The following is a 14,909-nucleotide window of genomic DNA, read 5'->3' as shown; positions in this document are numbered from 1 at the left end:
AGATGGCTATTTTAGGGTAATTCTTATCCATGCGCTAGATTTTTTTAGTTCAGTGAGTAATTTTCATCGGGGGAATGAATAATTTCTTGGTTGATATGTCGGTTTTGTTCAATTTCATTTTGCAATTTTGTGCGATTGCGAGTATAAACAGCGGCCGTAGTTGAAGTATTTGTGCTACAGACTCGCAGAAAGCTAATATAGCTTCTGTTTCTCAATCGAGAAAATGGCTCCTTAAATATGAGTCATGTGTGGGGGTGAATGGGGTAATGAACCATTATCTGCTGATTGCTAATGGCCAACAGCCACACTTGTCGTCGGATGTATCCGCGTCTTTTTCCTTTCTTTTCAATATGTCTTTAATTCGATGTTATCTGTTGTCTGCAAACAGGTCGGATATGTCGGACAGGCGTATTGTCACTCGGTAATTTTGTCATTGTTTAGTAGTAACTAAACGCTTTTTACAACCTGAGAGCATGCTGTTCCCTGATATTTCTCAACACGCGAGATTATAGCGTTTTGGGTTATTTATTAATTACAGGCGAAGGCGAAAAACTCTCACTCCCTTAAGGAGACTGCTATGAATGATAATATCGCTCGTAAAATGCAACAGACTTACAATATTGCATATTGGGGAGGGAGTTACTACTACGTCAATGATCTTGGCAATGTTAGTGTGTGTCCAAATCCTGATTTGCCGGGGGCAAGAATTGATCTTGCGGAATTGGTGAAAAGAGTTCAGCAGGAGCAGGAACATTTGCGCTTACCTGCGCTGTTTTGTTTCCCTCAAATCCTGCAACATCGTTTGCGTTCAATTAATGCTGCATTTAAACGTGCTAGAGAGTCATATGGTTATAAAGGCGATTACTTTTTAGTTTATCCCATTAAAGTTAACCAACAACGCCGCGTTATTGAATCACTGGCCAGTTCCGGCGAACCTTTAGGGCTTGAGGCCGGCTCCAAAGCAGAGCTAATGGCGGTGCTAGCCCATGCGGGTATGACTCGTACCGTCATCGTGTGTAATGGATATAAAGATCGTGAATATATTCGTCTGGCGCTGATCGGTGAGAAGTTAGGTCACAAGGTTTATTTGGTGATCGAGAAAATGTCTGAGATCGCTCAGGTATTGGAAGAGGCTGAACGATTGAATGTGATCCCTCGTCTGGGAGTTCGTGCACGTTTAGCATCTCAGGGATCAGGTAAATGGCAGGCCAGTGGCGGTGAAAAGTCGAAATTCGGGCTGGCGGCGACTCAGGTATTGCAATTGGTTGAGACTTTGCGCGCAGTGGATCGACTTGATAGTCTGCAATTGTTGCATTTTCACCTTGGCTCACAGTTGGCGAATATCCGTGATATCGCAACAGGGGTCCGTGAATCAGCGCGTTTTTATGTCGAGTTACATAAACTCGGGGTAAATATTCAATGTTTTGATGTTGGTGGTGGATTGGGTGTCGATTATGAAGGGACCCGTTCTCAATCTGATTGTTCTGTGAATTATGGGTTGAATGAATATGCCAACAATGTCATTTGGGGGATTGGCGATGCTTGTGATGAACATGGTTTACCCCATCCGACTGTTATCACAGAATCCGGGCGTGCCCTGACGGCTCATCATACTGTTTTGGTCTCCAATGTTATCGGGGTTGAGCGTAATGAATTTACGCAGACCACGCCACCGGCAGAGGATGCTTCCCGTCCCCTCACCAGTCTGTGGGAAACATGGCAGGAGATGCACTCTGAAGGGAATAGACGTTCTTTACGTGAATCGTTGCATGACAGCCAGCTTGATCTGCATGATGTTCACACACAATATGCACATGGCATGCTGGATTTGACGGAACGGGCATGGGCGGAAGAATTATATCTGAATATTTGTCGCCGTATTCAACAGGATCTTGACCCAAGCAACCGTGCTCACCGGCCGATTATTGATGAGCTGCAAGAGCGTATGGCAGATAAATTCTATGTGAATTTCTCTCTGTTCCAGTCTCTGCCTGATGCATGGGGTATCGATCAGTTGTTCCCGGTTTTACCGATTGAGGGGTTGGATAAGCCGTTGGAACGCCGTGCTGTGTTGTTAGATATCACCTGTGACTCCGATGGCATCATTGATCATTATGTGGATGGCGATGGTGTAGCAGCGACAATGCCGATGCCCGCTTATGACCCCGATTGCCCGCCAATGATTGGTTTCTTTATGGTGGGAGCATATCAGGAAATTCTTGGCAATATGCATAATCTGTTTGGCGATACAGCGGCTATTGATGTTTATGTATTCGATAATGGCGAAGTGACCTATAACCAGAGTGAAGAGGGGGATTCAGTCGCCGATATGCTGCAATATGTGAAACTGGACCCTAACGTATTGATGGCTCGCTTCCGTGATCAAGTAAAAGGCGCGGATTTGGATACAGGTTTGCAAGAGCAATTTTTACTGGAATTTGAAAGTGGTCTTTATGGCTACACATATCTGGAAGATGAATAATCTTCTGGTGTTAATTAAGCCTCCTGTATACAGATAATGTTATTTATATAAACCAGATGCGAAATGCAGAAAAATGGGGTTATTTCAGAAATACCCCATTTTGTCATGGCATGGGTATTCTGGTATTAAATAGCTTTGTTCTGTCGGGAAACTTTTGAGGATATATCTCATGACAATAAGTACCTTGGGCAACCAACAAGATGACTCTCTGGTTTCTAATGCCTTCGGTTTCCTGCGCTTTCCGCTGAATTTCCAGCCATATTCTAGCGATGCAGAGTGGGTAATTACTGGGGTGCCATTCGATATGGCGACATCAGGCCGTGCAGGTAGTCGCCACGGGCCTGCGGCTATTCGTCAGGTTTCTACTAACCTGGCATGGGAAAGCTGTCGTTGGCCGTGGGATTTTAAATTACGCAATTGCCTTAACGTTGTGGATTGTGGCGATGTGGTCTTCAACTTTGGTGATGCTCAGGATATGAGTGACAAGTTGCAAGCTCATGCTGAAAAATTGCTGGCTTCTGGTAAGCGTATGCTCTCTTTTGGTGGTGACCACTTTATCACTTTGCCTTTGCTGCGCGCTCATGCCAAACATTTCGGCAAAATGGCTCTGGTTCATTTTGATGCTCATGCTGATACCTATCCAAACGGTAGCCAATTTGATCACGGTACCATGTTCTATCATGCGCCAAATGAAGGGTTGATCGACCCACATCATTCAGTACAAATTGGTATTCGCACCGAACATGGACGGGACAATGGTTTTACGGTGCTGGATGCTGATCAGGTTAATGACCGTAGTGTGGATGATTTGCTTGCTCAGATAAAAGATACGGTTGGTGATATGCCGGTTTACCTGACTTTTGATATCGATTGTCTTGATCCTGCTTTTGCGCCAGGTACGGGGACCCCGGTTATTGGTGGTTTGACAACTGATCGGGCGCTGAAATTACTGCGTGGTTTGCAACCGCTAAATATTGTCGGTATGGATGTGGTTGAAGTGGCTCCAGCTTATGATCAGTCTGAAATTACGGCTCTGGCAGGTGCGACTATTGCGCTGGAGATGCTTTATTTACAGGCATCTAAGAAGCGCTAAATAACACGTAGTCTTAATATATTTTAGGGGATAGTGAAATAAGCTCGTATTGAGTTGTAGAGCTATCCCCTTCAAACATAAACTGAATTTCCCGATCTGCATCAAAAAAATCCTCGCCTGTGGTAATAAGATCTTCGAATCCTCTGGGAACTCTATCTTGTTGGTTTATTGGTACAAGTTGGACATAAGGTTTGTCAGCTAATTGGTTTAGGCTACTTTTAAGTTCATGCATATAAGTTCATGCATATTTTGTTTGGATAGTCATAGTAAGGTGCTTATATTTGGCTAGATTAGCCAAGTTAACAAAAAATGTCGAAATAACCGGCAATTTTTTTGTTACAAGGAATTGAGATGCCGCAGTGTTGAACTGGGCATCTACTAGTAGCATGCTTTCTAAATCAAAGAATGATATTTTTTTAGCGTTGTTATTGTAGCGCTATTTCTCATTTCTTTTCTTTTTCCCGCGCATCAGGTTTAGCGTTTCTACTGCCATTGAGAAGAACATGGCGAAATAGATGTAACCTTTAGGTATATGCACTTGTACGCTTTCCAGAATAAGGGTAAAGCCCACCAAAATTAAGAATGACAGCGCCAACATTTTGACGGAAGGGTGGCGGTCAACGAATTCGCCGATAGGACGAGCGGCGAGCATCATAACACCGACGGCTATGACAACGGCTGCCATCATAATGAATAGATGATCGGACAGACCAACTGCGGTGATAACTGAATCCAGGCTGAAAATAATGTCCAGCAACATAATCTGGATGATAGCCCCCATGAAGGAGTGAACAGGACGTTTTAGCTCTCCTTCATTGTCACCTTCGATCGTTTCGTGGATTTCTTTGCTGGCTTTCCATATCAGGAACAGACCGCCAAAGAATAGGATTAAGTCACGAGCAGAAATGTCATGTCCAAAAACTGTCAATATTGGGTAGGTTAGCCGAATAACCCAGGCAATAGATGCTAACAGCGCCAGGCGCATTAGCATTGCTCCCATTAGTCCGATCCTGCGTGCCCTATTTTGCTGATGGTTAGGGAGTTTCGCCACAACAAGTGACAAAAAGATAATGTTATCAATCCCTAAAACGATTTCTAGAATTGTTAGGGTGGCAAGTGCCATCCAGGCGTGAGGATCAACAATCCATTCTAACATTGCTTATTAAAACCTTAAGGTAAAAATCTAATTATACGCGTGATTAGATGCAAGGTAAGCATGGGAATGTAAAAATCAGTCAGAGCTCAACGTTAGATTAAGAAATGACGGGCCAGTAGAGGAGCAGTGAAATTTTTCCTCAGATAGAATCCGCGAGGCAGAGTCATAATAGGCTGGCCGTGTATTCCGATTGCTTCGGTTAACGCTTTGCTGTTAGCCGCTTTTGGGCGTAACTGTAATACTTCTCCATGACGGGCGGTAACACTCTCTACTTTGCCAAGCACGATGAAATCCATCAATTCTTCCCAGTCGCGACGCAGTAACTCTTCTTCTTCTTGATTGGGACTCCACAATAAAGGGGAACCCACTCGGCGTTTGGCTAAAGGAATTTCCCGTTCACCTTCAACGGGTATCCACAGCACCCGCGATAATTTGCGTCTCACATGACAACTTTTCCAGGTAATACCACTATTCCCTGTTAATGGTGCAACGCAGACAAATGTTGTTTCCAGTGGATAACCTCTTCTATCTACGGGGATAGTTTTGAGCTCAATGCCGATATGTTCAAAATCTTGTTCTGGCTTACTGCCGGCACTTGCACCGAGATAATATTCCAGCAGCATGCCTACCCAGCCTTTATCTCGTTTCAGATTAGGGGGAATAGGCAAATTTGCTTTTTCCGCGAGTTCTCCCATTGATAGACCAGCCAGAAGTTGGGCGCATTCAAGCAATTGTTGCTCGTTGTCTGGTGGCGTTGGGGGGGAAAAAAGAGTGTTCATTTGGGATATCCGTTTTTTAGGTCAAAAAACAGCCTTAGTTTCTGTGAATAATAAATCTGAAGTTTATACAATAGCTAAAAAGTGATAATAGCATGATATACAAACATTTTTTATTGCTGTTTCAAATATTGTAAAATTGCCTGTTGTTCTTGTTCACCTATTGCCGGTAATAATGAACAGGATCTTACACCATGTTATCCACAGTTTTATGGGATAAGTAGACAAAAATGAGATCACTGGTTTGATTTACAGGTTTGACTCACACTTTTTTCTACAAAAACCGCTGTTTTTTGCTTAACTAAAAAGCATAACCTGTGGATAACATGATGTTTGGTTGTTTTTTGTTCTCATCAACTAACGTTATTCGTTATAGCCGTGATTGAAACTAGAAATACTGAGGTAAATAGCCGCTATTTCAATGAAAAATAAATACTATTTCATTTTTTGTTTATAGATTGATAATTCATAATATAAAGCTATACCTGAATTACCCCTGCTTTTTTCACATAGATATCCACAGAAAAAGTGAATAAAAGCGAGTTTGTGTACCTGTGTATGTTCATAACTCTGGCCTTTTCTGTGAATTACCCTTCATGTGGGTTAAACCAGGCGGATTTGAAATCAAACCAACCAAAGGTGTTCATTTTGACTCCGCGCATGCTTCTTTGTCCCTGCAACTCAAGCCAGTGGTGGAACAGCGGATGCAGCCAATGCTCATCAATTATTTTTTCGCACCATTCTTCAAGGGATAGTTCTTGTCGTCGCCATTGAGATACTTCTTTATTCAAGTTATCACCAAGGCACTTTTTCAATAATGGCATCTCGTACAGTGTCGCGAACAGCGAAAATTCCAGAGGATTATAAAAGTTGGCGGTAGCAAGCCAGAGGTCGCTTTCGGCGTTGCCATTGAACCATGTGTCGTAATCCACAATGTTAATTTTCAATGTGACGCCGCATTTGGTCAGTATGGTTTGAAGGATCTGGCTGATTGTGTGGTATTCGTGATGTTGATGGTAAAGCGTGACGGTCAGATGAGTAATATCCTCTGGTTTGTTCAATTCAGATATGAGCTTACTGTGGTGCCAGCGTAGTAGTAAACCATAGGCGGGCGACCAGTGGCGTTGATAAAAAGGGTCGCAATGCGCGAGCAGATTTATCGGTGTTAACAGGCTACATAGCCATTGGCGAACGTCTTCTCTCCTACATTTAGTTGAACGGTGGTCATGTAGTAGGAAATAGCAGCCTTCTTCTATCCTGCTATCTAGCGAGTTATTACCTGTGCTGTCACTTTCCAGATGCAGCGTTGTACAAACCAGTTTCTCGGCTAATTCTGGTAGAAACCATATGTTCACCTGATCAATCAGCGCCCGAAAGCCAAAGTAATTATCAAAGGCACGAATTTGTAGTTTCTGAGCACTGTTTTTTATTACCTGGTAAGGGCCGGTTCCTACTGGCATACGAGAGAAGTTCGGTAACTTTGTCCACTCTTGAGGCAAGATCATGGCGTGTGGGCTGCCGATTAATAAAGGGAGCCAGAGATCGGGTTCTGAAAGAAAAATGTCAATCACATAGGGTGTGGGCGTGGTGACTTTTTCAATATGAGAAAAAAGGGGCAGGTGGCGTAATCTTTGTAGCGAAGCAATGACGTCTGCCATCTGTAATTCTCTGCCGTGGTGAAAATGGATGGCCGGCCGTAGATAAAAGCGCCAATGATTTGAGGATAATTGTTGCCAATGATGAGCTAAGTCAGCTTCTGGTTCCCCATTTTCCTCATTTATGCGGGTTAGGCTGTTAAATATCTGTCTGACCAGATGGATTTCAGATCGGCGCAAAGGCGAACCGGGTAGAAGATTAGGGAAAGGGCGATAATAGAGTATCCGCAGTAAGTTTTTTCCCTGACGGAAACGGCGTTCAATCTGGGATAGTACCATATGACGGACTGTATCTTTATCGCCAACCAATTGGACCAATTTCTCAACATTCTGTTGCTCAAGCAACTCTTCAGCCCGTTGTTGCTGGAGTTCCCATCCATCACGCAAGAAATTCAGTTGAGAACGTTTCCCCCGACCAGACTCTGCCTGCCACTGTAACCAGCCCGCTTTTTGCATATTGTTGAGCAGTGAACGGATATGGCGTTTTGAACAATGCAGTACATTTGCCAGCTCTTGTAACGTTGTTTCAGCCTCTTTTCCTTGATGGTGTTGCCATAATCGAATGAATTGTTGTTGTAAACGTGAACTGGGCATAAAAGAGGAACTCCAGAGTATTATTCATCAATTTTTATTTTCTTATATTGCAGCGATAATTATCTGTATTGAAAGTAGCTCAATAGGCCAGACGAAATCTGGCTTCTCCCCCAATTTTCTTGAGTAATGGTGATTTGCCAGCCAGTAAGAAAGCTTACTGGCTTTTTTTCTTATTGTACATTGCGTACTCTTTGCTTCTTTTTTACATATCAATTTAAAACGAGTAATCATCTGGCATTGGTGGCGCTTTGTCCAGCCACTATCGCTGTTTCATCTATTAATTTATTTTAAATGTGATATGGATTGATTAAATATTAGTTAAATTACTATATATGGCTATGGCTGAAAAGGTGACTGTCTGTATGAGTGTTGAGTATAGACGTGGTGGTATTTTTCTTGCCTTTGACACTGATAAAAAAATCCCGTAGTAGAAAACTACGGGATAAGTTAATAAAGGCAAAATTAACGCAGGAAAACCGGTTGTTCCTGCTCGTAGGCTGTTATGGCGTCCAGATGTTGTAATGTTAGGCCGATGCTGTCCAGACCATTCATCATACAGTGACGCCGGAAACTATCGATTTCAAAATCATAGCTTTTATTGCCAGCGTAGACTTTCTGTTGTTCTAGATCGACAGTAAAACGACAAACTTTGTTTTGCTGAACTAACTCAAATAGCTCATTGACATCTTTATCGTTCAGTTTTACTGGCAATAATTGGTTGTTGAAAGCGTTACTGTAGAAAATATCCGCAAAACTTGGGGCGATAACCACTTTAAAACCATAATCCGTTAATGCCCAAGGCGCATGTTCACGGGAGGAACCGCAACCAAAGTTTTCACGAGCCAGCAGGATACTAGCATCCTGATAACAAGGCTGATTTAATACGAATTCAGGATTAGGTTTTTGTCCTTCATCATCAAGAAAACGCCAATCATGAAACAGATGCTGACCAAATCCTGTACGAGTGACTTTCTGCAAGAATTGTTTGGGAATTATGGCATCAGTATCGACGTTTGCAGCATCTAAAGGAGCAACCAAGCCGGTATGTTGAATAAGCTTTTCCATCATTCTCTCCTTTATGACTTCTGTGCTGGATGGCGTATATCGATAAAATGACCATTAATCGCCGCCGCCGCCGCCATCGCTGGACTCACCAAATGGGTGCGCCCGCCACGTCCTTGGCGCCCTTCAAAGTTGCGGTTACTGGTAGAAGCGCAGCGTTCACCGGGTTGCAAGCGGTCATTATTCATTGCCAGACACATGGAACATCCGGGTAAGCGCCATTCAAAACCGGCCGCTATGAAAATTTTGTCCAAACCCTCTGCTTCTGCTTGTGCTTGAACAGGGCCTGATCCGGGAACAACGATTGCTTGAACGCCAGGGGCAACTTTATGACCTTGTGCGATAGCTGCGGCGGCCCGTAAATCTTCAATCCGGGAGTTGGTGCAAGAACCGATAAAGACTTTATCGATCTTCACATCTGTTAGCTTAATACCGGGTTTCAAGTCCATATAAGCCAGTGCTTTTTCAGCAGATGCACGTTCGACAGGATCACTAAAGGATTCTGGCGCTGGAATTGTTTGATCAATGGCGATCACTTGTCCAGGGTTTGTTCCCCACGTGACCTGCGGAGAGATCTCTTCTGCATTAATCGTAACAACAGTGTCATATTGTGCATCAGGATCGGATTTTAATGTCTTCCAGTAAGCGACCGCTTGCTCCCACAGCTCTCCTTTTGGTGAGAACTGGCGACCTTTCATATAAGTAAAAGTGGTTTCATCTGGTGCGACCAAACCTGCTTTAGCACCCATTTCGATTGCCATGTTACATAAAGTCATACGGCCTTCCATGCTAAGCGCCTCAATTGCCTTACCACAGAATTCCACCACATATCCCGTACCACCTGCACTACCCGTTTTGCCGATGATCGCCAGAACGATATCTTTGGCGGTAATCGCATCGCCGACATCACCCATCACTTCGATTTTCATCGTCTTAGCGCGGGCTTGTTTCAGGGTTTGGGTGGCGAGTACATGTTCAACTTCAGAAGTGCCAATACCGAAGGCCAATGCGCCGAATGCTCCGTGCGTGGCAGTGTGGGAATCGCCGCAAACAATAGTCGTGCCTGGCAGAGTAATACCCTGCTCAGGTCCGATAACATGAACAATCCCCTGATAGGGGTGATTGAGGTCATATAATGTGATACCGAATTCGGCGCAGTTTTTCATTAACTCCTGCATTTGAATACGTGCCATATCACCGCAGGCGTTAATATCTTTTGTTTGCGTGGATACGTTATGATCCATTGTTGCGAACGTTTTACCAGGTTGGTGCACAGGGCGACCTTTAGTGCGCAAACCATCAAAAGCTTGCGGGGAGGTTACTTCATGAACCAGATGACGATCAATATAGAGTAACGGGGTTTCATTCGGCACTTCCCGGACAATATGAGCGTCATATAATTTTTGATATAAAGTCTTAGCCATATTAAATACCCTCGGCTATATAGCGGGCGATAGCGCTGCCCATTTCATCAGTGCTGATTGCTTTACCGTTTCCGGTTAAATCTGTTGTGCGATAGCCCTGTTCCAGCGCGTAGTTAACTGCCTGCTCAATCGCATTTGCGGCGTCATTGTGACCTAAGCTGTAACGCAACAGTAGAGCGGCAGACAGGATCTGGGCTATCGGGTTAGCGATACCTTTTCCGGCGATATCTGGCGCAGAACCACCGGCGGGTTCATACAGGCCAAAACCTTTTTCGTTCAGGCTGGCTGAAGGCAGCATGCCCATTGAACCCGTAATCATGGCGCATTCATCAGATAAGATATCGCCGAAAATATTGGAGCACAGCATCACATCAAACTGAGATGGATCTTTAATTAACTGCATGGTGGCGTTATCAATATACATGTGATTGATTTCTACATCTGGATACTCTTTTGCAATCTCAGTTACAACTTCTCGCCACAATACGGAACTCTGCAACACATTTGCTTTATCAATAGACGTAACTTTGTTACTACGTTTGCGAGCGGATTCGAAGGCGATACGGGTAATGCGCTCGATTTCAAAACGGTGATAAACCTCAGTATCAAATGCCCGTTCATATTTACCTTGGCCTTCACGCCCTTTGGGTTGACCAAAATAGATACCGCCGGTTAATTCGCGGACACATAAAATATCAAAGCCTTTGGCGGCAATATCACTGCGTAAAGGACAAAATACCTCTAATCCGGCATATAAGCGGGCAGGGCGTAAGTTGCTGAATAGTTTGAAATGTTTGCGTAATGGCAACAGTGCGCCACGCTCCGGTTGTTCTGCTGGGGGTAAATGTTCCCATTTAGGACCTCCCACGGAGCCGAACAATATGGCATCAGCCTGTTCACAACCTGCTACGGTTTTTGCCGGTAGTGAACAGCCGTGGCGATCGATAGCAATCCCACCCACATCATATTCGCTGGTGGTGATACGGATATTGAAACGCTTACGGATTGCGTCCAATATTTTATAGGCCTGTGTCATAACTTCGGGGCCAATACCATCACCGGGTAAAACTGCAATATGATAATTGTTCGACATGTTTACACCATTTCCTTTGTATTTTGCTGTATGCGTTGTTTCTCTTTCTTAACTTGCTCTGTACGCCAAACGCAGTTCAGAGCATGAATCATTGCTTTGGCAGAAGATTCAATAATATCGGTATCCAAGCCCATACCGTGGAAGCGGCGTCCAAAGCATTCGACAACGATATTTACCTGACCTAGTGCATTTCTTCCTTGGCCTTTACCTGATAATTGATAAGAAACCAGTTCAATTGGGTATTCAGTTATTCGACTGATTGCCTGATAGACAGCATCTACCGGGCCATTGCCGGTGGCGGCTTCTGATTTCATCTCTTTACCACATACTACGCGTACAGCGGCTGTTGCCATCACGTTGGAGCCGGATTGGATATTAAAGTTATCCAGGTGGAAAAATTCGGGTTCTTGTTGTTGCAAATTCATGAAAGCTAAAGCTTCCAGGTCATAGTCAAATACTTGGCCTTTTTTATCCGCCAGACGTAAAAAGGCTTCATATAAGCTATCCAGATCGTAATCTTTATCTTGATATCCCATCTCTTCCATACGGTGTTTCACTGCGGCGCGACCGGAACGGGAAGTCAGGTTCAATTGAATTTCTTTCAGGCCGATGGATTCTGGCGTCATAATTTCGTAAGTTTCACGATTTTTCAGTACCCCGTCCTGATGAATCCCGGATGAGTGGGAAAATGCATTGCTGCCAACAATGGCTTTATTCGCGGGGATCGGCATATTGCATAATTGGCTGACTAACTGACTGGTGCGGTAAATTTCCTGATGGTTGATATTAGTATAAACGCCTAACATTTGCTGACGGACTTTAATCGCCATAATAACTTCTTCCAGTGAACAGTTACCGGCACGTTCACCCAAACCGTTTATCGTCCCTTCGATCTGACGGGCGCCGGATTGTACTGCTGTGATCGAGTTGGCGACAGACATCCCCAAATCATCGTGGCAATGGACGGATATTATCGCTTTATCAATATTAGGAACGCGTTCGATCAAGTTAGTGATGATACCGCCAAATTGATATGGTGTGGTGTAACCGACGGTATCTGGGATATTGATCGTCGTTGCGCCTGCTTTGATCGCGTTTTCAACGATCCGACACAGATTATCAATAGGTGTACGGCCCGCATCTTCACAGGAGAATTCGACATCATCAGTGTAACGACGTGCTCGTTTGATTGATTGAGCTGCCATTTCCATGACATTTTCGAATGTTTTTTTCAGCTTGGATTCAATATGTAAATTGGAAGTGGCCAAGAAAACGTGGATTCGAAACGCTTCTGCAACTTTTAATGCTTCCGCAGCCACATCGATGTCTTTTTCTACACAACGCGCTAAGGCACAAACACGGCTGTTTTTTATCTGCTTAGCGATCGTCTGTACAGATTCAAAATCACCAGGAGAGGAAACTGGAAAACCGACTTCCATGATATCAACACCCATTCTTTCCAGGGCCAAGGCAATTTGGAGCTTTTCGTTCACACATAAGCTGGCTTGTAATGCTTGTTCTCCATCACGTAACGTGGTGTCGAAGATAATAACTTGCTGGTTCATATGTACGTTCCTCTCATGGTTATTTTTTGCGCCCAGCAGGTAAAAAAAACCCGCGCATGGCGCGGGTTCTTGTTTATGTCTGGTTTGGACCAACTCTGTTTTGAATCAACTCTGTTTTCTGTCCACCAGCATACCGCGCGTATCAGATACGATAAGTAGTAGGTTTAATAGACAAATTGAGTGAATCATATCGATCCAACCTTTCAGTAGTATTAATGAGTGTTCGTGATTCGTATGCTTTTATTGATACGTTATCTTAAAAGTGATGTCAAGAATTCATTTAGGCATATGATTCTTGGTTTCACTTTTCTCATAGCGGTAAATTGAAGTGTTGATCTGTTTATATTTAAAAAGATTTTATTTTATTCTTTTTTGTTCGGGTTTGACTTTAATGAAAAGCTAAGATTTATATAAAAATAGCGCATTATACTGATTAATTAAAATTAAGTATTTTTGGTGTGGTAGGCTGGAAGTGGATTTGTATTTTTCTGAGAAACATCATTTGCTATTGAAAAAATAGATGCAAATAGGAAGTTATGTTATATATCTTTGAAAAAATAATTCTATAATATAATAACTCTGATAAAATTGTTTAATAATAATAAATCAGTGATTTTATTGTGAATTGTGTCTTTCTTTGATTTATCATCATATACAGAATAGCAGGGTGAATAAATTGTTAACATAATTGTACTTTTTTGTGAATGAATAATGAGCTCTACATTGTCTACTAATTGAAATTATATATTTTTAACACTAATAAGGGGATGCGCGGGTTAGCTATGCGTATTCAGATTTGTACAAGGACGAGTCTTAATTATTTGTTATCGAAATGATTAAGACAATTGATCTCGTTAATAGTTATAGTCATCGTAATATCTGAGTAATAAATGAAGGTATTTCCGATGTTTTGTTATTAGCTGGGATCATCTGCATGAGTTTAGTGGAGTTAAACAATGGCTGAATACACCTCAGTAACTGCAACCAAAAAAGATCCAAATGAAATTCATTTACGTAATGTGGATCTCAATCTGTTGACTGTTTTTGATGCAGTTATGCAAATGCAGAATGTGACACGTGCGGCACAGATATTAGGGATGTCACAACCTGCTGTCAGTAATGCGGTTTCTCGTTTGAAGCTAATGTTCAATGATGAATTATTTGTGCGTTATGGGCGTGGAATACAACCGACGGCAAGAGCTCATCAATTATTTGGTCCAGTCCGTCAGGCATTACAACTGGTATATAATGAGTTACCTGGGGTTGGCTTTGAGCCTGATAATAGTGATAGGGTTTTTAGTCTTTCAATTTGTAGCCCGCTGGATATTAGACTCGCAGCAAAAATAGTTGAACAGGTAAAACAAAATACACCCAATCTGGGTGTGACGATTAGATCATATTTGCATGATAATATTGAGCATCAGCTAAGATATCAGGAAACTGAGTTTGTCATTAGCTATACGCAGCTAGAACGCATGGATTTTCATCATTACCCGTTATTCAATGATGAGTTGGTCTTGGCTGTTTCTAATCATCATCCAAGAATTGAAAATAGTATTAGTGAGCAGCAATTGTATGAGGAACATCATGCAGTTGTATCATTGGATAATATATGTTCATTTAGCGTTCCCTATTATGATGGTGGTGAACGTTTGCGTTCGGTTGTTTATCAGGGTACCGACTTGAATAGCGTGTTGCATATTGTCTCTCAAACCTATTTGGTTGCGATTGCGCCAAAATGGTTGGTTGAGCACTATAGCGAACAATTAGCAATAAGAGCGGTTTCATTACCGTGGGATAAAGTAAGTCGTCCGTGTTACTTGATTTGGCACGAATCTACAGCGAAAGATAAAGGGCATCAGTGGATGAAATCGTTGTTGAGTCAACTTAGCGGCAGATAATTAATTTGAAACTCACTACTAGATAAGGGTGGTGAGTTTTTTTTATTTTATCACAAATTTTTCAACTTTTGATAAATAGGCTTTTCCTGTTGCTCAGGAATCGGTAGA

The 14,909-nt window shown here is 42.8% G+C and carries 11 protein-coding genes; 3 read left to right on the top strand and 8 right to left on the bottom strand.

Annotation, left to right across the window (positions count from 1 at the left end):
- The first annotated feature begins 577 nt into the window (after positions 1-577).
- The gene (speA, locus tag V2H77_RS19365; protein ID WP_341500106.1) at positions 578-2,482 is read left to right on the top strand and encodes a biosynthetic arginine decarboxylase; all 1,905 of its coding nucleotides are present in this window, start codon (positions 578-580) and stop codon (positions 2,480-2,482) included.
- Positions 2,483-2,651: 169 nt separating this feature from the next.
- Positions 2,652-3,575, top strand: coding sequence for an agmatinase (gene speB, locus V2H77_RS19360; RefSeq protein ID WP_341500105.1), 924 nt, complete (start codon positions 2,652-2,654; stop codon positions 3,573-3,575).
- Positions 3,576-3,588: 13 nt separating this feature from the next.
- On the opposite strand, the gene V2H77_RS19355 is transcribed toward speB, so the two are convergent.
- From V2H77_RS19355 to leuA, 8 genes are all read right to left on the bottom strand, one after another.
- Positions 3,589-3,807, bottom strand: a complete 219-nt coding sequence (locus V2H77_RS19355) for a prevent-host-death protein (protein ID WP_341500104.1) — start codon at positions 3,805-3,807, stop codon at positions 3,589-3,591.
- Positions 3,808-4,011: 204 nt separating this feature from the next.
- Entirely contained in the window at positions 4,012-4,731 is a 720-nt protein-coding gene (locus tag V2H77_RS19350; RefSeq protein ID WP_341500103.1) for a TerC family protein, read from the bottom strand.
- Positions 4,732-4,823: 92 nt separating this feature from the next.
- Positions 4,824-5,510, bottom strand: coding sequence for a DNA mismatch repair endonuclease MutH (mutH, locus tag V2H77_RS19345; protein WP_341500102.1), 687 nt, complete (start codon positions 5,508-5,510; stop codon positions 4,824-4,826).
- Between the two features lie 584 nt (positions 5,511-6,094).
- Positions 6,095-7,756: an HTH-type transcriptional regulator SgrR gene (gene sgrR, locus V2H77_RS19340; RefSeq protein WP_341500101.1), complete on the bottom strand. Its 1,662-nt coding sequence runs from the start codon at positions 7,754-7,756 to the stop codon at positions 6,095-6,097.
- A gap of 462 nt (positions 7,757-8,218) precedes the next feature.
- Positions 8,219-8,824: a 3-isopropylmalate dehydratase small subunit gene (gene leuD, locus V2H77_RS19335; RefSeq protein ID WP_341500100.1), complete on the bottom strand. Its 606-nt coding sequence runs from the start codon at positions 8,822-8,824 to the stop codon at positions 8,219-8,221.
- An 8-nt stretch (positions 8,825-8,832) separates the two neighbouring features.
- Positions 8,833-10,242: a 3-isopropylmalate dehydratase large subunit gene (leuC, locus tag V2H77_RS19330; protein WP_341500099.1), complete on the bottom strand. Its 1,410-nt coding sequence runs from the start codon at positions 10,240-10,242 to the stop codon at positions 8,833-8,835.
- Position 10,243: 1 nt separating this feature from the next.
- A complete protein-coding gene (leuB, locus tag V2H77_RS19325; RefSeq protein WP_341500098.1) occupies positions 10,244-11,335 on the bottom strand; it encodes a 3-isopropylmalate dehydrogenase in 1,092 nt (363 codons plus the stop codon).
- Positions 11,336-11,337: 2 nt separating this feature from the next.
- Entirely contained in the window at positions 11,338-12,900 is a 1,563-nt protein-coding gene (gene leuA / locus V2H77_RS19320) for a 2-isopropylmalate synthase (protein WP_341500097.1), read from the bottom strand.
- Positions 12,901-13,856: 956 nt separating this feature from the next.
- Here leuA and leuO point away from each other — a divergent pair.
- Positions 13,857-14,801: a transcriptional regulator LeuO gene (gene leuO, locus V2H77_RS19315; protein WP_049582410.1), complete on the top strand. Its 945-nt coding sequence runs from the start codon at positions 13,857-13,859 to the stop codon at positions 14,799-14,801.
- Positions 14,802-14,909 lie beyond the last annotated feature (108 nt).

The sequence above is a fragment of the Photorhabdus sp. P32 genome, from assembly GCF_038085095.1.
GTDB lineage: Bacteria > Pseudomonadota > Gammaproteobacteria > Enterobacterales > Enterobacteriaceae > Photorhabdus > Photorhabdus luminescens.
This window is presented reverse-complemented; position numbering and strand designations above follow the sequence as displayed.

Bases quoted from the DNA above. Each gene is read 5' to 3' on its own strand.
- speA (WP_341500106.1), top strand. From the start codon at position 578: ATGAATGATAATATCGCTCGTAAAATGCAACAGACTTACAATATTGCA.
- speB (WP_341500105.1), top strand. From the start codon at position 2,652: ATGACAATAAGTACCTTGGGCAACCAACAAGATGACTCTCTGGTTTCT.
- V2H77_RS19355 (WP_341500104.1), bottom strand. From the start codon at position 3,807: ATGCATGAACTTAAAAGTAGCCTAAACCAATTAGCTGACAAACCTTAT.
- V2H77_RS19350 (WP_341500103.1), bottom strand. From the start codon at position 4,731: ATGTTAGAATGGATTGTTGATCCTCACGCCTGGATGGCACTTGCCACC.
- mutH (WP_341500102.1), bottom strand. From the start codon at position 5,510: ATGAACACTCTTTTTTCCCCCCCAACGCCACCAGACAACGAGCAACAA.
- sgrR (WP_341500101.1), bottom strand. From the start codon at position 7,756: ATGCCCAGTTCACGTTTACAACAACAATTCATTCGATTATGGCAACAC.
- leuD (WP_341500100.1), bottom strand. From the start codon at position 8,824: ATGATGGAAAAGCTTATTCAACATACCGGCTTGGTTGCTCCTTTAGAT.
- leuC (WP_341500099.1), bottom strand. From the start codon at position 10,242: ATGGCTAAGACTTTATATCAAAAATTATATGACGCTCATATTGTCCGG.
- leuB (WP_341500098.1), bottom strand. From the start codon at position 11,335: ATGTCGAACAATTATCATATTGCAGTTTTACCCGGTGATGGTATTGGC.
- leuA (WP_341500097.1), bottom strand. From the start codon at position 12,900: ATGAACCAGCAAGTTATTATCTTCGACACCACGTTACGTGATGGAGAA.
- leuO (WP_049582410.1), top strand. From the start codon at position 13,857: ATGGCTGAATACACCTCAGTAACTGCAACCAAAAAAGATCCAAATGAA.